At 68.4% G+C, this 14,450-nt stretch carries 12 protein-coding genes; 4 read left to right on the forward strand and 8 right to left on the reverse strand.

What is annotated here, in order from left to right:
• Positions 1–42 precede the first annotated feature (42 nt).
• The 4 genes from NN4_RS15230 to NN4_RS15245 form a co-directional block, all read right to left on the reverse strand.
• The gene (locus NN4_RS15230) at positions 43–1,845 is read right to left on the reverse strand and encodes an ABC transporter ATP-binding protein/permease (protein WP_147131006.1); all 1,803 of its coding nucleotides are present in this window, start codon (positions 1,843–1,845) and stop codon (positions 43–45) included.
• Positions 1,846–1,848: 3 nt separating this feature from the next.
• A complete protein-coding gene (gene cydB, locus NN4_RS15235) occupies positions 1,849–2,871 on the reverse strand; it encodes a cytochrome d ubiquinol oxidase subunit II (RefSeq protein ID WP_147131008.1) in 1,023 nt (340 codons plus the stop codon).
• 9 nt (positions 2,872–2,880) lie between these two features.
• The gene (locus tag NN4_RS15240; RefSeq protein ID WP_147131010.1) at positions 2,881–4,377 is read right to left on the reverse strand and encodes a cytochrome ubiquinol oxidase subunit I; all 1,497 of its coding nucleotides are present in this window, start codon (positions 4,375–4,377) and stop codon (positions 2,881–2,883) included.
• Between the two features lie 300 nt (positions 4,378–4,677).
• Entirely contained in the window at positions 4,678–5,598 is a 921-nt protein-coding gene (locus NN4_RS15245) for an aminodeoxychorismate lyase (RefSeq protein WP_147131012.1), read from the reverse strand.
• A gap of 194 nt (positions 5,599–5,792) precedes the next feature.
• Here NN4_RS15245 and ygfZ point away from each other — a divergent pair, with 194 nt between their 5' ends.
• The 4 genes from ygfZ to NN4_RS15265 all read left to right on the forward strand — a co-directional run bounded on the left by ygfZ (position 5,793) and on the right by NN4_RS15265 (position 9,099).
• Positions 5,793–6,905 carry a CAF17-like 4Fe-4S cluster assembly/insertion protein YgfZ gene (ygfZ, locus tag NN4_RS15250; RefSeq protein ID WP_246180891.1) on the forward strand — a complete coding sequence of 371 codons (1,113 nt, stop codon included), beginning with the start codon at positions 5,793–5,795 and terminating at the stop codon, positions 6,903–6,905.
• Positions 6,906–7,031: 126 nt separating this feature from the next.
• Entirely contained in the window at positions 7,032–7,766 is a 735-nt protein-coding gene (locus NN4_RS15255; protein WP_147131017.1) for an MOSC domain-containing protein, read from the forward strand.
• The gene (locus tag NN4_RS15260) at positions 7,763–8,716 is read left to right on the forward strand and encodes an asparaginase (protein ID WP_147131019.1); all 954 of its coding nucleotides are present in this window, start codon (positions 7,763–7,765) and stop codon (positions 8,714–8,716) included. Before NN4_RS15255 ends, NN4_RS15260 begins: the two co-directional genes overlap by 4 nt.
• 176 nt (positions 8,717–8,892) lie before the next feature.
• On the forward strand, positions 8,893–9,099 hold the full coding sequence (locus tag NN4_RS15265; protein WP_107653982.1) for a DUF3073 domain-containing protein: 207 nt from the start codon (positions 8,893–8,895) through the stop codon (positions 9,097–9,099).
• A 149-nt stretch (positions 9,100–9,248) separates the two neighbouring features.
• On the opposite strand, the gene purM is transcribed toward NN4_RS15265, so the two are convergent.
• The 4 genes from purM to NN4_RS15285 form a co-directional block, all read right to left on the reverse strand.
• The gene (gene purM / locus NN4_RS15270) at positions 9,249–10,325 is read right to left on the reverse strand and encodes a phosphoribosylformylglycinamidine cyclo-ligase (RefSeq protein WP_107653981.1); all 1,077 of its coding nucleotides are present in this window, start codon (positions 10,323–10,325) and stop codon (positions 9,249–9,251) included.
• A 222-nt stretch (positions 10,326–10,547) separates the two neighbouring features.
• Complete coding sequence (locus NN4_RS15275) at positions 10,548–12,224, reverse strand: ABC transporter ATP-binding protein (RefSeq protein WP_371865658.1); 1,677 nt, start codon at positions 12,222–12,224, stop codon at positions 10,548–10,550.
• An 11-nt stretch (positions 12,225–12,235) separates the two neighbouring features.
• Positions 12,236–13,246 carry an ABC transporter permease gene (locus NN4_RS15280; RefSeq protein ID WP_147131216.1) on the reverse strand — a complete coding sequence of 337 codons (1,011 nt, stop codon included), beginning with the start codon at positions 13,244–13,246 and terminating at the stop codon, positions 12,236–12,238.
• A gap of 92 nt (positions 13,247–13,338) precedes the next feature.
• Positions 13,339–14,349 carry an ABC transporter permease gene (locus tag NN4_RS15285; protein ID WP_255508400.1) on the reverse strand — a complete coding sequence of 337 codons (1,011 nt, stop codon included), beginning with the start codon at positions 14,347–14,349 and terminating at the stop codon, positions 13,339–13,341.
• Positions 14,350–14,450: the final 101 nt, after the last annotated feature.

Genomic DNA, 14,450 nt, shown 5'->3' on the forward strand with positions numbered 1-14,450 from the left:
CACCGGGCGTCTTCACTGCGACGCTGTCCGCCCTCGCACTCATCAGACCCCCACCTCCGCCCGCTCATCGATCGAGGCACGTACTCGAATCACCTGATCGGCAGCTGCGAGAACCGTTGGACGATGGCCGATCACGATGACCGTCGCGCCGTCCCGAGCGCGCTGCTTCAGCGCCGCGAGGACGGCGGTCTCGCTGTCGGCGTCGAGGTGGGCCGTCGGCTCGTCCAGTAACAGGATCGGCCGGTCCGCGGCGAGCACCCTGGTCAACGCCAGTCGCTGGCGCTGGCCGAGGGACAGCCCGACGCCGCCCGGACCGACCACGGTGTCCCATCGATCGGGCAGTTCATCCAGCACCGTGTCGAATCCGGTAGCCACACAAGCGGCTTCGAGGTCGTCGACCACGCGGGCCGGTCCATGCGCAGGTGACGGCTCGGCCTGCGCGCCGAACAGTTCGAGGTTTTCGAGCAACGTGCCGGGCACCAGGACGGGACGCTGCGGCAGCCACGCGACGCGGGCCCACCATGCATCCTGATCCAGCTCGCGCACGTCGACGCCGTCGATGGTCACCGCGCCCTGGTCCGGCTCGATCAATCCCAGAATCGCCTGCACCGCTGTCGATTTCCCGCTGCCGTTGGGCCCGGCCAGGACCGTGACGACACCTGGGCGCAGCAGCGCAGATAGCCCGTCGGGCGCGAAACCACCACGCGCCCGGACGGACAGCTCGTGCAGTTCGACTACCCCACCTACCCGTACCGGCGCTACGCCGCCGGCACCCGCCGCGCCGCCCCCGTCCGGCCCGTCGGATTCCGGCGCACCGGGTACCGACTCGAGCACCGCGAAGGCCTTGTCCGCGGCCGCCATTCCGTCCTGTGCGGCATGAAACCGCTCCCCCACCATCCGCAGTGGCAGATACACCTCCGGGGCCAGCACCAGGGCAACCAGGCCCGCGTACAGGCTCATCTCACCGAACACCAGCCGCAGTCCGATGGACACCGCGATCAGCGCGACGCTCAACGTCGCGAGCAGCTCGAGCACCATCGAGGACAGGAACGCGATCCGCAGCGCGCGCATCGTCCGCTGCCGCAGCGCATCTCCGAGGGCACGCACACGGTCGGCCATCGTGCCCGGGCGGACCGCCGACGAATGGGCCGCGCCGTGGTCCTGTTCCGCGGCAACCACGCCACCGCGCTCCCGCCCGAGCGCCTGCAATGTCGGCATACCCGCGAACAGGTCGAGCAGTTGATCCGACAGCCGGGTGGTCGCGGCGAGGGTTGCCTCGGCACGGCCCTGCGTCAGCAGCCCGATCAGGATCATGAAGATCGGAATCAGCGGCAACGTGATCACCACGATGAGGCCCGAGAGCGGATCGTGGATCGCGATGACCGCCAACACGATCGGCGGCACCAGAACCGCGAGCAGCAGGGCGGGAACGTAACCGATGAGATAGCCGCGCAACCCGGACAGCCCGGTGCCGACCACGACCGCGAGGTCGGTTCTGCGGGTTTCGAGTTCCCGCGGTGGCAACCGAGCCCCGGCGGTGAGCACCGCGGTTTCCAGCTCGGCCACCACGCCCGCGCCCGCCCGGTGCGCCAGCCGCGATTGCAGCCAGGTGGCCAGCACCCGGCAGGCGATGGCAAGTACGAGCACCAGCAGCTCGGTCGTCCACGCGCCGAGGCTGCGCTGTCCGGGATCGGTGACGACCCCGGACAGCACCCGGGCCAGCATGACCGCCGCGACCACGATCGATCCGGTGATCACCACGGACAGTGCGACACTCAGCACCAGGTAGCGGCGAGCCGAGCGGGCATACCGCCACAGGCGCGGGTCGACGGGCGGGCGGGCCATGGCTCAGTCCTTCAACGGGAGCCCGACCGGGGCCGGGATCTGGTCGACGGTGATCCGCTTGCGGAACACCCAGTACGTCCAGCCTTGGTAGAGCAGCACCACCGGCGTGACGATCACCGCCGCCCAGCTCATCACCTTCAGCGTGTACGGCGTGGACGACGCGTTGTGGATGGTCAGGTCGAACGCCGCATCGATGGTGGAGGGCAACACATTCGGGAACAACGAACCGAACAGCAGCGTGGTCGCCGCCGCCACTGTGACGGTGGTGCCGGTGAAGGCCCAGCCGTCGCGATCGGCGAGCACCGCGGCGCAGGCGGCGACCAGCCCGAGTACCGCGAGCCCCAACGGAATCCACGTCCACCCGGTGCCGTAGGCCAGCTGAGTCCAGAGTCCGAACGCGCCGACGATCAGGGCGGTCGGCGCGAGCAGCAACCTGGCCGTGCGCTGGGCGTCGTCGCGCACCTCGCCACCGGTCTTCAGCCCGAGGAACACCGCGCCGTGCAGCGCGAACAACAGCGCGGTGGTCAAGCCGCCGAGTAAAGCGTAGGGGCCCAGCAGATCCCACACCGAGCCGGCGAACTGCTTGTTCTCGTTCAGCGGCACCCCGCGCACGATATTGGCGAAGACCCAGCCCCACGCGAGCGCCGGAATCCAGGAACCGATGCCGATCCCGAGATCGCAGCGCGCCCGCCAGCGCGGATCGTTGATCTTGCCGCGATATTCGATCGCGCAGATGCGCAGGATCAGCGCGACGAGCAGCAACAGCAGCGCCAGGTAGAAACCGGAGAACATACTGGCGTACCACTCCGGGAAGGCGGCGAACATGGCGCCGCCCGCGGTGATCACCCAGACCTCGTTGCCGTCCCACACCGGCCCGATCGTGTTGAGCACCACCCGCCTTCGCGTGTCGGAGCCGCGGCCGAGGATCGGCATCAGCATGCCGACCCCGAAGTCGAAGCCCTCCAGCACAAAGTAACCGGTGAACAGCACTCCGATCAGCACGAACCAGAACTCTTGCAGACTCATCGTCGGCTCCTAGTAGGCGAACGAAAGTTGTTCGACGGCAGGCTCTTCGGTCCGCGGCCCGCCCGGGCCGCCGGTATCGCCGGGCTTGTCGTCGCCGGCGACCACCGGCGCCGGATCGGGCCCGTGCACCACGTAGCGCCGCATCAGGTAGAACCAGACCACCGCCAGCGCGCCATACAGCAGCGTGAAGACGATCAGCGAGAACAGCACCACCCCGGCCGAATGGTTCGAGACACCCTGCTGCACCATCAGCCGCACGTTCGGGTCACCCGTCGGGTTCGGCACGACAACCCAAGGCTGGCGGCCCATTTCGGTGAACACCCAGCCCGCGCTGTTGGCCAGGAACGGTGTCGGAATCATCAGCAGGCTGAGCCAGGAGAACCAGCGCTGGTTCGGCACCCGGCCGCGCCGGGTGAGCCACAGCCCGGCCAGCGCCAGCAAAGCCGACCCCGCCGCGAGGCCGATCATCGCTCGGAACGACCAGTAGGTGACGAACAAGTTCGGCCGGTAGTCGCCGACGCCGTACTTCTGGTTGTATTCCTGCTGCAGGTCCACCACGCCGGGCAGGGTGACGCCGCTGAACTCGCCCTTGGCCAGGAACGGCAGCACGAACGGCACCTCGAGCACGTGCGTGACGCTGTCGCAGTTGTTGTGCGTGCCGACGGTGAGAATGGAGAAGTCCGGGTCGGTTTCGGTGTGGCACAACGACTCCGCCGAGGCCATCTTCATCGGCTGCTGCTCGAACATCAGCTTGCCCTGGGTGTCGCCGGTGAAGAACAACGCCACCAGCGACACCAGCATCACCCAGGTGCCGACCAGCGCCGCGGGCCGCCACATGGTGCGCGCCTCCGCCAACTGGGCGCTGTCCCCGCTGCGCGCCTTGCGCACCATCCACCAGCCCGCGATACCCGCCACGAAAGTGCCTGCGGTGACGAAGGATCCGGCGACCACGTGCGGAAAGGCCGCCAGCAGTGTGTTGTTCGTGAGCACCGCGACGATGCTCTCCAATTCGGCCCGGCCCGTCTCCGGATTGAACCGCGCGCCGACCGGGTGCTGCATGAACGAGTTCGCGGCGACGATGAAGTACGCCGAGGCGTTCACCCCGATGGCCACCATCCAAATCGCGGCCAGGTGCGCGAGTTTCGGCAATCGGGACCAGCCGAAGATCCACAGTCCGAGGAAGGTCGACTCCATGAAGAAGGCGACCAGCCCCTCCAGCGCGAGGGGCGCGCCGAACACGTCACCGACGAAGCGCGAGTACTCGCTCCAGTTCATCCCGAACTGGAACTCCTGCACGATGCCGGTGGCGACACCGAGGGCGAAGTTGATCAGGAACAGCTTGCCGAAGAACTTGGTCAGCCGAAGCCAGTGCTCCTTACCGGTGATCACCCACGCGGTCTGCATGGCGGCGACCAGGGGTGCGAGTCCAATGGTCAGCGGCACCAGCAGAAAGTGGTAGACCGTGGTGATCCCGAACTGCCACCGCGAGATATCCAGCGCGTTCATAACCGCGCCTCGCCCGCGCTGGGCTCCGTCATGACCGCCGGGGCGGCTCCGTCATCGGTTCGCTCGCTGCGCTCGCTCACGGTGCCACGACCTCCTCGTCGTCTACGACATGACGTAGTAATACTACGTCGGAGGAGGGTCGGAACAAGTGAGTCGTAGGACACGACACACGGGGACTTTCGGCCTTCAACAGCGCTTTTGCGAGCTCGCACCGTCCTGCGGCTGTGCGAGTAGGACACACATCACGTCGACTGTTGCCCGTCGGCGGCCGGTGCGGGCAGTCACCGGTCGCCGCCACCTCTACCAGTCGCCGATGGCTCCGGCCCGTTCGACGCCACGGTCGACCAGGTCGATGATTTCCTGCGCGTTATCGGGCGCCGACATCCGCAAGCCGTCCAGCGAGTTCACCCGCGCGGCCAGCGAGATGCTCGACATCATCCACACGCTGTCGCAGGTGAGCAGATCAGCGGTGAACAGCGACTTGTAGATACATTCCCACCCCGCCTTCTCCGCCTCGGCGAACAGCGCGCGCTGGGTGACCCCCGGCAGCACACCGTTCTTGGCGGGCGGGGTGATCAGCTGCTTGTCCCGCGCGATCACCACGGACGAGCGCGGACCCTCCAGCACCCGGTTCTCCGTGCTGGTGAAGATCACGTCGTCGGCGCCCATCCTGCCCGCGAACCGCAGCGCCGCCATATTGGACGCGTAGGACAGCGTCTTGGCGCCGAGCAGCTGCCACGGCGCGGCCTGCGCCAGGTCGATCGAGATGCCGCGGGACAGCGTCACCACCGCGACACCGTCGGTCCGCGCCTTCTGCACGCGATCCGGCACGGGTAGCACGAGCACGTACGCGGTGGGCACCGGAACGGCGGCCGCGAGATCGCCGGTCGTCACCTTCTCGGTCACGCCCGATAGCTCGGAGTCCCGCCCCCGCGTGAGCACCAGCCGCATGACTCCTTCGCGGTCTGCACCCCACTCCTTCGCGGCCCGCTCGACCGCCTCCCGCCACCGCCCCAGTTCGGGCTCGGGCAGATCCAGCGCCTGCGCCGACCGGCGCAGCCTGCCTAGATGAAACTCGATCGCACACGCGTTGCCCGCGCGCACCAGAACTGTTTCGAAAATACCGTCGCCCCGCAATACGCCGATATCGTCCGCATACAACAACGGCGCGTCCGGATCCCGGACAGCGCCGTCGAGTGAGACAAGAACCCGATCTACCATGCGTCGAGAGTAGGCGGTGTTGCTATGTCTCGCCTATGTCACGGCAGACTTCGCGGCATCTTTTACAAGCTGCCGCCCGAGGTTCACCCGGACGCCGCGCACGCGACGTCAGGAACGTCTCCGAACGGCCTCGCGCGCACTCCCCCGCAGCCCCGGTTCGGGCACCCGACTCCGGCCCCGCCTACAGTGGAAACGTGTCCGTGGTCGTTGCGCCCAGCCCCATCCTCGCTGTTTCGGGAGCCGTCGCGGGAGCGCCGGGTTCGCCCGACGCCGCCGTCGCGTGGCACTACGGTGACCCGCTCGGTGAACAACGCGCCGCGATCCAACGCGCGGCGGTCGTCGATCGCTCGCACCGTTTCGTCCTGACCATCACCGGCGCTGAGCGGCTGACCTGGCTGCATACCATCAGCAGCCAGCACATCGCCGCCCTGAGCGACGGGCAGTCGGCGGAGAATCTGGACCTCGATCTCAACGGCCGGGTGCTGAACCATTTCGTGCTCACCGAGCTGGACGACACGGTCTGGATCGATACCGAGGGCGACCGCGGCCCCGCGCTGCTGGAGTTCCTGCGGAAGATGGTCTTCTGGGCCGACGCCAAGCCGGCCGAGTCCGAGTACACGGTGCTGAGCCTGCTCGGACCGAAGGCCGCCGAGGTGATCGCGGCCTTCGGCGTCGCGAGCCTGCCCGGCACCTACGAGGCCGTGCCACTGCCCGACGGCGGTTTCCTGCGGCGCATGCCGTGGCCGACCGCCGACTCCTTCGATCTGCTGATCCCTCGCGACCGGCTCGCCGAGTGGTGGACCCGGCTGACCGAGGCCGGCGCCGAACCGGCGGGCATGTGGGCGTTCGAGGCGCTGCGAGTCGCCGCCGTGCGACCCCGCATCGGCCTGGACACCGATGAGCGGACCATCCCGCACGAGGCCCGCTGGATCGGCGGGGTCGCCGAGTACGGTGCCGTGCACCTGGAGAAGGGCTGCTACCGCGGCCAGGAGACAGTGGCGCGGGTACACAATCTCGGCAAGCCGCCGCGGCACCTGGTGCTGCTGCACCTGGACGGTTCGGCCGACGAGCGCCCCGCGACCGGCGACGACATCACCGCGGGCGGCCGCACCGTCGGTCGCCTCGGCACCGTCATCGACCACTTCGAACTCGGCCCCATCGCGCTTGCACTGGTCAAACGCACCGTCCCGGCGGACACCGCGCTGACGGCCGGAACGACCGCCGCGGCCATCGAGCCCGACTCCGTCCCCAGGGACGACGAACCGCAGGCGGGCAGGCTCGCCGTCGATCGGCTCCGCGGCCGCTGACCGCCATGGCCATCGAATACCGCAGGGGCACCGGCCCCGCGTCGCCCGCTGGGCACCAGCCGAGCGACCGCATCCGCCATTCCGGCATATCGTCGACACCCGACCACGTGACGAGAGGAAGTGACTGTGCGACCAGGTGATACCGGTCAGGTACTGGCCGTCTGCGTGGTGCACGCCGACCTCGACGTACCGGGCCGCGTCGGCAGATCCGCGATCGACAAGCGGCCGAGGCCGGGCCGGGTACCGGTGCGCGCGCTCGGGCTCGACGGAGATCACGTCTGCAACGTCGAGGATCATGGCGGTGTACATCAGGCCGTCTACGCCTATGCCGACGAAGACGCCCGACGCTGGGCCGGCGAGCTGGATCGGGACTTGCCCGCGGGTTGGTTCGGCGAGAACCTGCGCATCGAGGGACTCGCGGTCAGCGACGCGGTGGTCGGCGCCCGCTGGACCATCGGCGACACACTGCTCGAGGTGAGCGCGCCGCGGGTGCCGTGCGCCACCTTCCAGCACTGGGCCGGGGAAGCCAAGTGGGTCAAGCGATTCGCGCTGCGCAGCGACACCGGCACCTACCTGCGGGTGCTGACCGAGGGCACGATCGGCGCGGGCGACACCGTGTCGGTGGTGCACGTGCCGGACCACGGCATCACCGTCCGCGACGTCTTCACCGGCGCCGACCCGGACCGGCTCGCGTTCCTCGCGACCGCGGAGCCGACCCTCTCCGACGACATCCGCATGCAGATCGAACGCCATGCCCGCAGGCAGGCCAACGCCGACCGCGCGGCCCGGCAGCGCGCCGACCAACCAGCAGATCCGGCCACCCCACGTGGCGCCGAACTCGACACGGGAGCACAACTGTGAGTGTGGAACTGGTCGAAGTAGTCCGCTCCGGATTCCGCGAGTGCGTACACCGCGGCTCGGCGGTCGTCCTCGATCCCGACGGCGAGCCGACGCTCACCCTCGGCGAGGTGCACCTGCCGATCTTCCCGCGCTCCACCAACAAGCCCATGCAGGCGATCACCTTGCTGCGCCACGGGTTCGAGCCCGTCGACGATGCCGAGCTCGCCATCGCGACCGCCTCGCACTACGGCGAACCCGATCATGTCGCGCTGGTGCGCAGGCTGCTCGACCGCTTCGGCTTCGACGAGAAGTCGCTGGAGTGCCCGCCGGATCTGCCGGTCGACGACAAGGCGCGCGCGGCCGTGCTTTCGGGTTCGCAGGGATCTCGGCGCATCTACATGAACTGCTCGGGCAAGCACGCCGCGATGCTGGCGACCTGTGCGATCAACGGCTGGCCGACCGAGGGTTATCTCGACGAGGGCCATCCGCTGCAGCAGGCGGTGATCGCCACCGTCGCCGATCTCACCGGCGAACCCGAGACCGATCTCGGCATCGATGGCTGTGGCCTGCCGATCATTCCGGTGTCGCTGGTGAACCTGGCCCGGGTGTTCGCGACCATGGCGACCGCCGCGCCCGACGCGCCGGAGCGCCGCGTCGCCGACGCCATCCGCGCCCATCCGCGAGTGATTTCCGGCACCAACGCACCCGATTTGTTGACCATGCAGGCCACCCCCGGACTGGTCTGCAAGATCGGCGCGGACGGTGTGCACGCGGGCGCGCTGCCCGACGGCACCGCGTTCGCATACAAGATCGACGACGGTAGCGACCGTGCTCGAATACCCCTGACGCTGGCCATTTTGCACCGGATCGGGATCGACTGGACCGACGCGCACGCCGAGCTCGCGGCACCCCCGGTGCTCGGCGGCGGGGCCAGGGTCGGCGTGATCCGGGCGATCCCCGGGGTGCTCTAGCCGGACGGACCGAGGGCGACAACCGGGCAAACGGCACCACTTCGGAGGCTCTTCAGCCACTCCTGGAAGCGGGACGGCCGGACACACGCTAAAGTGTCTGTCAGGAAGAGTATTAATTCGAACGGGGCCGCCAACCAAACCCCAGGCCGCCCCGCAGTGACGCGAGGGGGTCAGCCATGGGCCGTGGCCGGGCTAAGGCAAAGCAGACCAAAGTCGCACGCGAGCTGAAGTACAGCAGCCCGCCGAGCGACTTCGCGAGCCTTCAGCGCGAGCTTTCGGGAAGCCCCAACTCCCAACGGAGTGGTGTGCTGTCCGATGAGCACGACGCGGACAAGTCCTCATCCAAGTGGGAAGAGGACGACTACGACGACTGGCGCCGCTGACTCGGAGCAACGTCTGAAGGGGGAGGACAGCGTTCCTCCCCCTTCAGGCGTTGCCGCGCGTTGACGGGATACCGCCGAAAAGGCTTACAACACACCAGCGTCCCGCATCTGAGCGATGCGGGACGCTGGTTTGTGTTTGCGTGAAGGCGTCAGAAGCGCGGGTGTTCGCCGACCAGGACGGCGCGCAGGGCGTCGGAGTCCTTGGCCTTCTTGACGGTGCCCAGGGTCCAGCACTCGATGTGCCGGGCGGTCAGCACGGCCAGGGCGCGGTCGACGTCCTCGGGGGCAACGATGGCGACCATGCCGACCCCCATGTTGAAGGTCTTCTCCATCTCGACCCGCTCGACCCGGCCGCGCTGCGCGATCATCTTGAACACCGGCGCCGGGTTCCAGGTGCCGCGGTCGAGCTCGGCCACCATGCCCGCGGGCAGCACCCGGCCCAGGTTGGCGGCCAGGCCGCCGCCGGTGACGTGGGCGAAGGTGCGCACGTCGGTCTCGGCGATCAGCGCGAGGCAGTCCTTGGCGTAGATCCGGGTCGGCTCGAGCAGTTCCTCGCCGAGCGTGCGGCCGAACTCCTCGACGTGCCCGGTGAGCGACATCCGGTCGATGTCGAGCAGCACCTTGCGGGCCAGGCTGTAGCCGTTGGAGTGCAGGCCGGAGGAGCCCATCGCGATCACCACGTCACCGGGGCGCACCCGGTCCGGGCCGAGCACCGCGTCGGCCTCGACCACGCCGACGCCGGTCGCGGACAGGTCGTAGTCGTCGGGGTCCATCAGACCCGGATGCTCGGCGGTCTCGCCGCCCAGCAGCGCGCAGCCGGCCCGTACACAGCCCTCGGCGATGCCGGAGACCAGTTCGGCGACCTTCTCCGGCACGACCTTGCCGATGGCGATGTAGTCCTGCAGGAACAGCGGCTCGGCACCGCATACGACGAGGTCGTCGACGACCATCGCGACCAGGTCGAGGCCGACGGTGTCGTGCTTGTCCATCGCCTGCGCCACCGCGATCTTGGTGCCGACCCCGTCGGTGGACGCGGCGAGCAGCGGTTCGCGGTAGCCGCCCTTCAGCGCGAACAGCCCGGCGAACCCGCCGAGGCCACCCTGCACCTCGGGTCGGCTCGCCTTCTTCGCCAATGGCCCGAACAACTCGACTGCGCGGTCACCTGCCTCGATATCCACGCCTGCCGCGGCGTAAGAGGCACCACCACTGGGGGTCTGTTCAGTCATTTTCGGGGAAAGCTCCAAACCGAATCGGCGGATAGATGCCTGCTCACGCTACCGGAACCGGATAACGACCTCGCAGCTGTCCCGCCGCTGATCCGCCTCTGGCGCGTATTTCGCCGGTCGACAGCGTCGCGGGACTTGACAACCGCACCGGCGGGAGGTTGCTCGTCGGGCCCTGGACGTACCCGACGAGCTACCCCTTTACCTACGAGACCACTTGTCGCGTCACGTAATCTCTGTCGCGAACAATGCCGCGCTCTCCGCCCGGCGTCTGCGCTGCTCCACCGGATCGGGGACCGGCACCGCGGCGACCAGGCGCTGGGTGTACTCCTCGGTCGGTGCGCGCAGGATGCGATCGCGATCGCCCTGCTCCACCACCGCGCCGTTGCGCAGCACCACGATTCGGTCGGCCAGCTGATCGACCACCGCGAGATCGTGGCTGATGAACAGGCAGGCCCACCCGCATTCGCGCTGCAGCTGACCGAACAGCTCCAGCACCGCGGCCTGCACCGAGACGTCGAGCGCACTGGTCGGCTCGTCGGCGACCAGCAGATCCGGATCCAGGACCAGCGCCCTGGCCAGGCTGGCGCGCTGGCGCTGACCGCCGGACAGCTCGTGCGGGTACCGGCGCTCGGTGCCCGCGGGCAGCTGCACATCGTCGAGCAGTTTGCGCACCCGCGCCTTGATCTCCGCGGCGCTGCCCATCTTGTGCACGAGCAGCGGCTCGGCGACGCACTCGCCGACGGTGAGCCGCGGGTTCAGCGAGCTGGCCGGATCCTGGAAGACGAAGCCGAAGCGCCGCCGGATCGGCCGCAGCTTGCGCCCGGACAGGCCCGCGATGTCCTGCCCGCGCACCTTCACCACGCCCGAGGTCGGGCGTTGCAAGGCGGCGACACAGCGGCCGATGGTCGACTTGCCCGAGCCGGATTCGCCCACCAGGCCCAGGGTTTCGCCGGGTCCGATGCACAGATTCACCTCGTCGACCGCGCGGAACGGCGGCCGCCCGAACGAGCCGGGGAACTCGACGACCAGATCGCACACCTCGAGCACCGGCTCGGCGGTCGCGGCCACCTCTTCGGCCGGACCGTGCGCCAACTGCTCGGTGCCCAGGTGCGGGACGGCCGCGAGCAGCGCCCGGGTGTAATCCTCTTTCGGACTCGCGAACAGCTCGTCCACCGGAGCCTGCTCGACCACCCGGCCGTTGCGCATCACCACGACGCGGTCGGCCAGGTCGGCCACCACACCCATGTTGTGCGTGATCAGCACGATGGCGCTGCCGATCCGGTCGCGCAGGTCGCGCAGCAGCTCGAGGATCTCCGCCTGCACCGTCACGTCGAGTGCCGTGGTCGGCTCGTCGGCGATGATCACCTTCGGCTCGCAGGCGATCGCGATGGCGATCACCACGCGCTGCTTCTGCCCGCCGGAGAGCTGGTGCGGGTAGAAGTTGACCCGATGCTCCGGGTCGGGCAGCCCAACCATGCGGAGCAGCTCGATGGCGCGGGCCTTCGCGTCCTTCTTGCTCATCTGCGAGTGCGCGCGCAGCGCCTCGCCGATCTGGAAGCCGACGGTGAACAGCGGGTCGAGCGCGAGGCCCGGCTCCTGGAACACCATCGAGATCGCACCACCGCGCAGCGCGGTGAGCTGCCGCTCGTTCATCGAGGTGATGGTCTGGGTGCCGAGGGTGACCAGACCGCGCACCCGTGCGGTCTGCGGTAGCAGACCCATCGCGGTACGCGAACTGACCGACTTGCCCGAACCGGACTCCCCGACGATGGCGAGCACCTCGCCGGGGAACACCTCGTAGGAGACGTCGGAGACCGCGTAGACGGGCCCGGCGTCGGTGGCGAAGGTGACCGAGAGCGATTCGATGGACAGCGCAGGCTGCCCGCGATCGACGGCCACCGCTGGGGTGGTCATGATGTCTCCTTCCCGGCCGTACCGTCCTTGACCAAATCGACGTTCTTACCGTCGATTTCGGTGTCGGCGGCACGGTCGAGTTCGGCCGGGTCGGCGACTTCGATGCCCGCGACGGTGATGGCGTCGCCCGGCGCCGAGGCGACCGAGCGCCGGGTACGCAGGATCGGGTTGAGCACCTCGTTGAGGCTCTCGCCGACCAGGGTCATGCCCAGCACCACGAGCACGATGGCGAAACCGGGGAAGATACCGGTCCACCAGATGCCGTTGGAGACGTCGGACAGCGCCTTGTTCAGGTCGTAACCCCACTCGGCGGCCTGGGTCGGCTCGATACCGAACCCGAGGAAGCCCAGCCCGGCCAGCGTGAGGATGGCCTCGGACCCGTTGAGGGTGACGATCACCGGCAGCGACTGCGTGACGTTGGCGAAGATGTGCCGGAACAGGATTCGCGTGGTGGACGCGCCGGTCACCCGGGCGGCGTCCACGTACGGTTCGTTCTTCACCGCGATGGTCGCGTTGCGCACCACCCGAAAGTATTGCGGCACAAAGACGGCCGTGATGGCCACCGCCGCGGACAGCACGCCGCCCAGACTGGTGGACCGGCCACCCGCGACCACGATGGACACCACGATCGCCAGCAGCAGCGTCGGGAACGCGTACATCGCGTCCATGAACAGCACCAGCACACGGTCCAGCCAGCGCCCGACATAGCCGGACAGCAAGCCGAGCGGCACCCCGACGAACAGCGAGAGCACCAGCGAGATCGCGATGACGAACAGTGCGGTGCGGGCACCGAAGATCACCCGGGAGAACACGTCCTCGCCGCGGACCGAGGTACCGAACCAGTGCTCGGCCGACGGCGCCTGCTGCCGCGCGAAATCGACACCGTCGGCGGCGCTTTGGGCGAAGCCGTAGGGCGCGATGAGCGGAGCGAAGATGGCCGCGAGCACGAAGAACCCGACCAGGCTCAGCCCGAAGATCAGCGTCACCCGCTGCAAACCCGCGGTCATCGAGAACAAGCGCAGACCGGGTATCCCCCGGCGCGCCTTCACGGGCACCGGCGGCGCGATCACCGGTTCGTTCAGCAATTCCGGTGCGGTCATCAGAACCTCACCCTCGGATCAATCAGTGCCACAAGGGCATCCACCAGGAAGCTCATCACCGCGACGACCAGCGCGATGAACGCGACGATGCCCTGCACGGCGATGAAGTCACGCGCAGACAGATACGTCGCGAGCTGATAACCCAGGCCCTTCCATTCGAAGGTGGTCTCGGTCAGCACGGCGCCGCCGAGCATCATGGCGATCTGCATGCCCATCACCGTGACGATCGGAATCATCGCGTTGCGGAAGGCATGTCGTCCGGTGACCACCCGCTGCGACAGACCACGCGCCCGCGCGGCGTCCACGTAGTCGGCCCGCAGCGTCTGGATCAGGTTGATCCGCACCAGCCGCAGGAAGATGCCCGCGGTGAGCAGCCCGAGCGCGATCGCAGGCAGCACAGCGTGTTTCAGCACGTCGAGCAGGTAACCCGTGTCGCCGTACAGGATTCCGTCGATCAACATGATGTTGGTCTTGGGCGAGACGTGCTGCAGCTGCAGCTCGACATTGGTGCTGGCCCGGCCCGCCACCGGCAACCAGCCCAGCTGCACCGCGAAGACCAGCTTCAGCAGCAGACCGACGAAGAACACCGGTGCCGCGTAGGCCAGGATCGCGAACAGCCGCAGACCGGTGTCGGTCGGCGAATCACGCCGCGTCGCCGCGTATCTACCGAGCGGAATACCGACCGCGAAGGCCACGATCAGCGCCCAGAACATCAACTCCAGCGAGGCGGCGCCATAGGTCATCACCACTTCGCTGATCTGCCGATTGTCCTGCGACTTACCGAAATCCCCGCTCAGCAGGCCGGTGATGTACTCCCAGTACTGCGACAGGATGGGCCGGTTCAACCCGGCTGCCTCCTTGCGAACCTCGATCTGCTCCTGGGTCATCCGCCCACCCATGGCCGCACTGATCGGGTCACCGGCCACGCGCATCAGGAAGAACACGACGGTGACCAGGATCCACGCGGTCACCGGGATCAGCATCAATCGCACACCCAAGTAGCGCAGCAGGGCGAGCTGGCGCGAATCGCCGCCGCCCTTCCGTGCTCGTGGCACGCCGAAGCGCCGGGCCCGGGCCGGCGCTGGCTTCGTTTCTGGAGCAGCTGTCGTCC

Source organism: Nocardia ninae NBRC 108245 (assembly GCF_007990755.1).
Taxonomy (GTDB): Bacteria; Actinomycetota; Actinomycetes; order Mycobacteriales; family Mycobacteriaceae; genus Nocardia; species Nocardia ninae.

Coding starts and splice junctions, on each gene's coding strand:
- NN4_RS15230 (WP_147131006.1), bottom strand. CDS start 1,845: ATGGCCCGCCCGCCCGTCGACCCGCGCCTGTGGCGGTATGCCCGCTCG.
- cydB (WP_147131008.1), bottom strand. CDS start 2,871: ATGAGTCTGCAAGAGTTCTGGTTCGTGCTGATCGGAGTGCTGTTCACC.
- NN4_RS15240 (WP_147131010.1), bottom strand. CDS start 4,377: ATGAACGCGCTGGATATCTCGCGGTGGCAGTTCGGGATCACCACGGTC.
- NN4_RS15245 (WP_147131012.1), bottom strand. CDS start 5,598: ATGGTAGATCGGGTTCTTGTCTCACTCGACGGCGCTGTCCGGGATCCG.
- NN4_RS15265 (WP_107653982.1), top strand. CDS start 8,893: ATGGGCCGTGGCCGGGCTAAGGCAAAGCAGACCAAAGTCGCACGCGAG.
- purM (WP_107653981.1), bottom strand. CDS start 10,325: ATGACTGAACAGACCCCCAGTGGTGGTGCCTCTTACGCCGCGGCAGGC.
- NN4_RS15280 (WP_147131216.1), bottom strand. CDS start 13,246: ATGACCGCGGGTTTGCAGCGGGTGACGCTGATCTTCGGGCTGAGCCTG.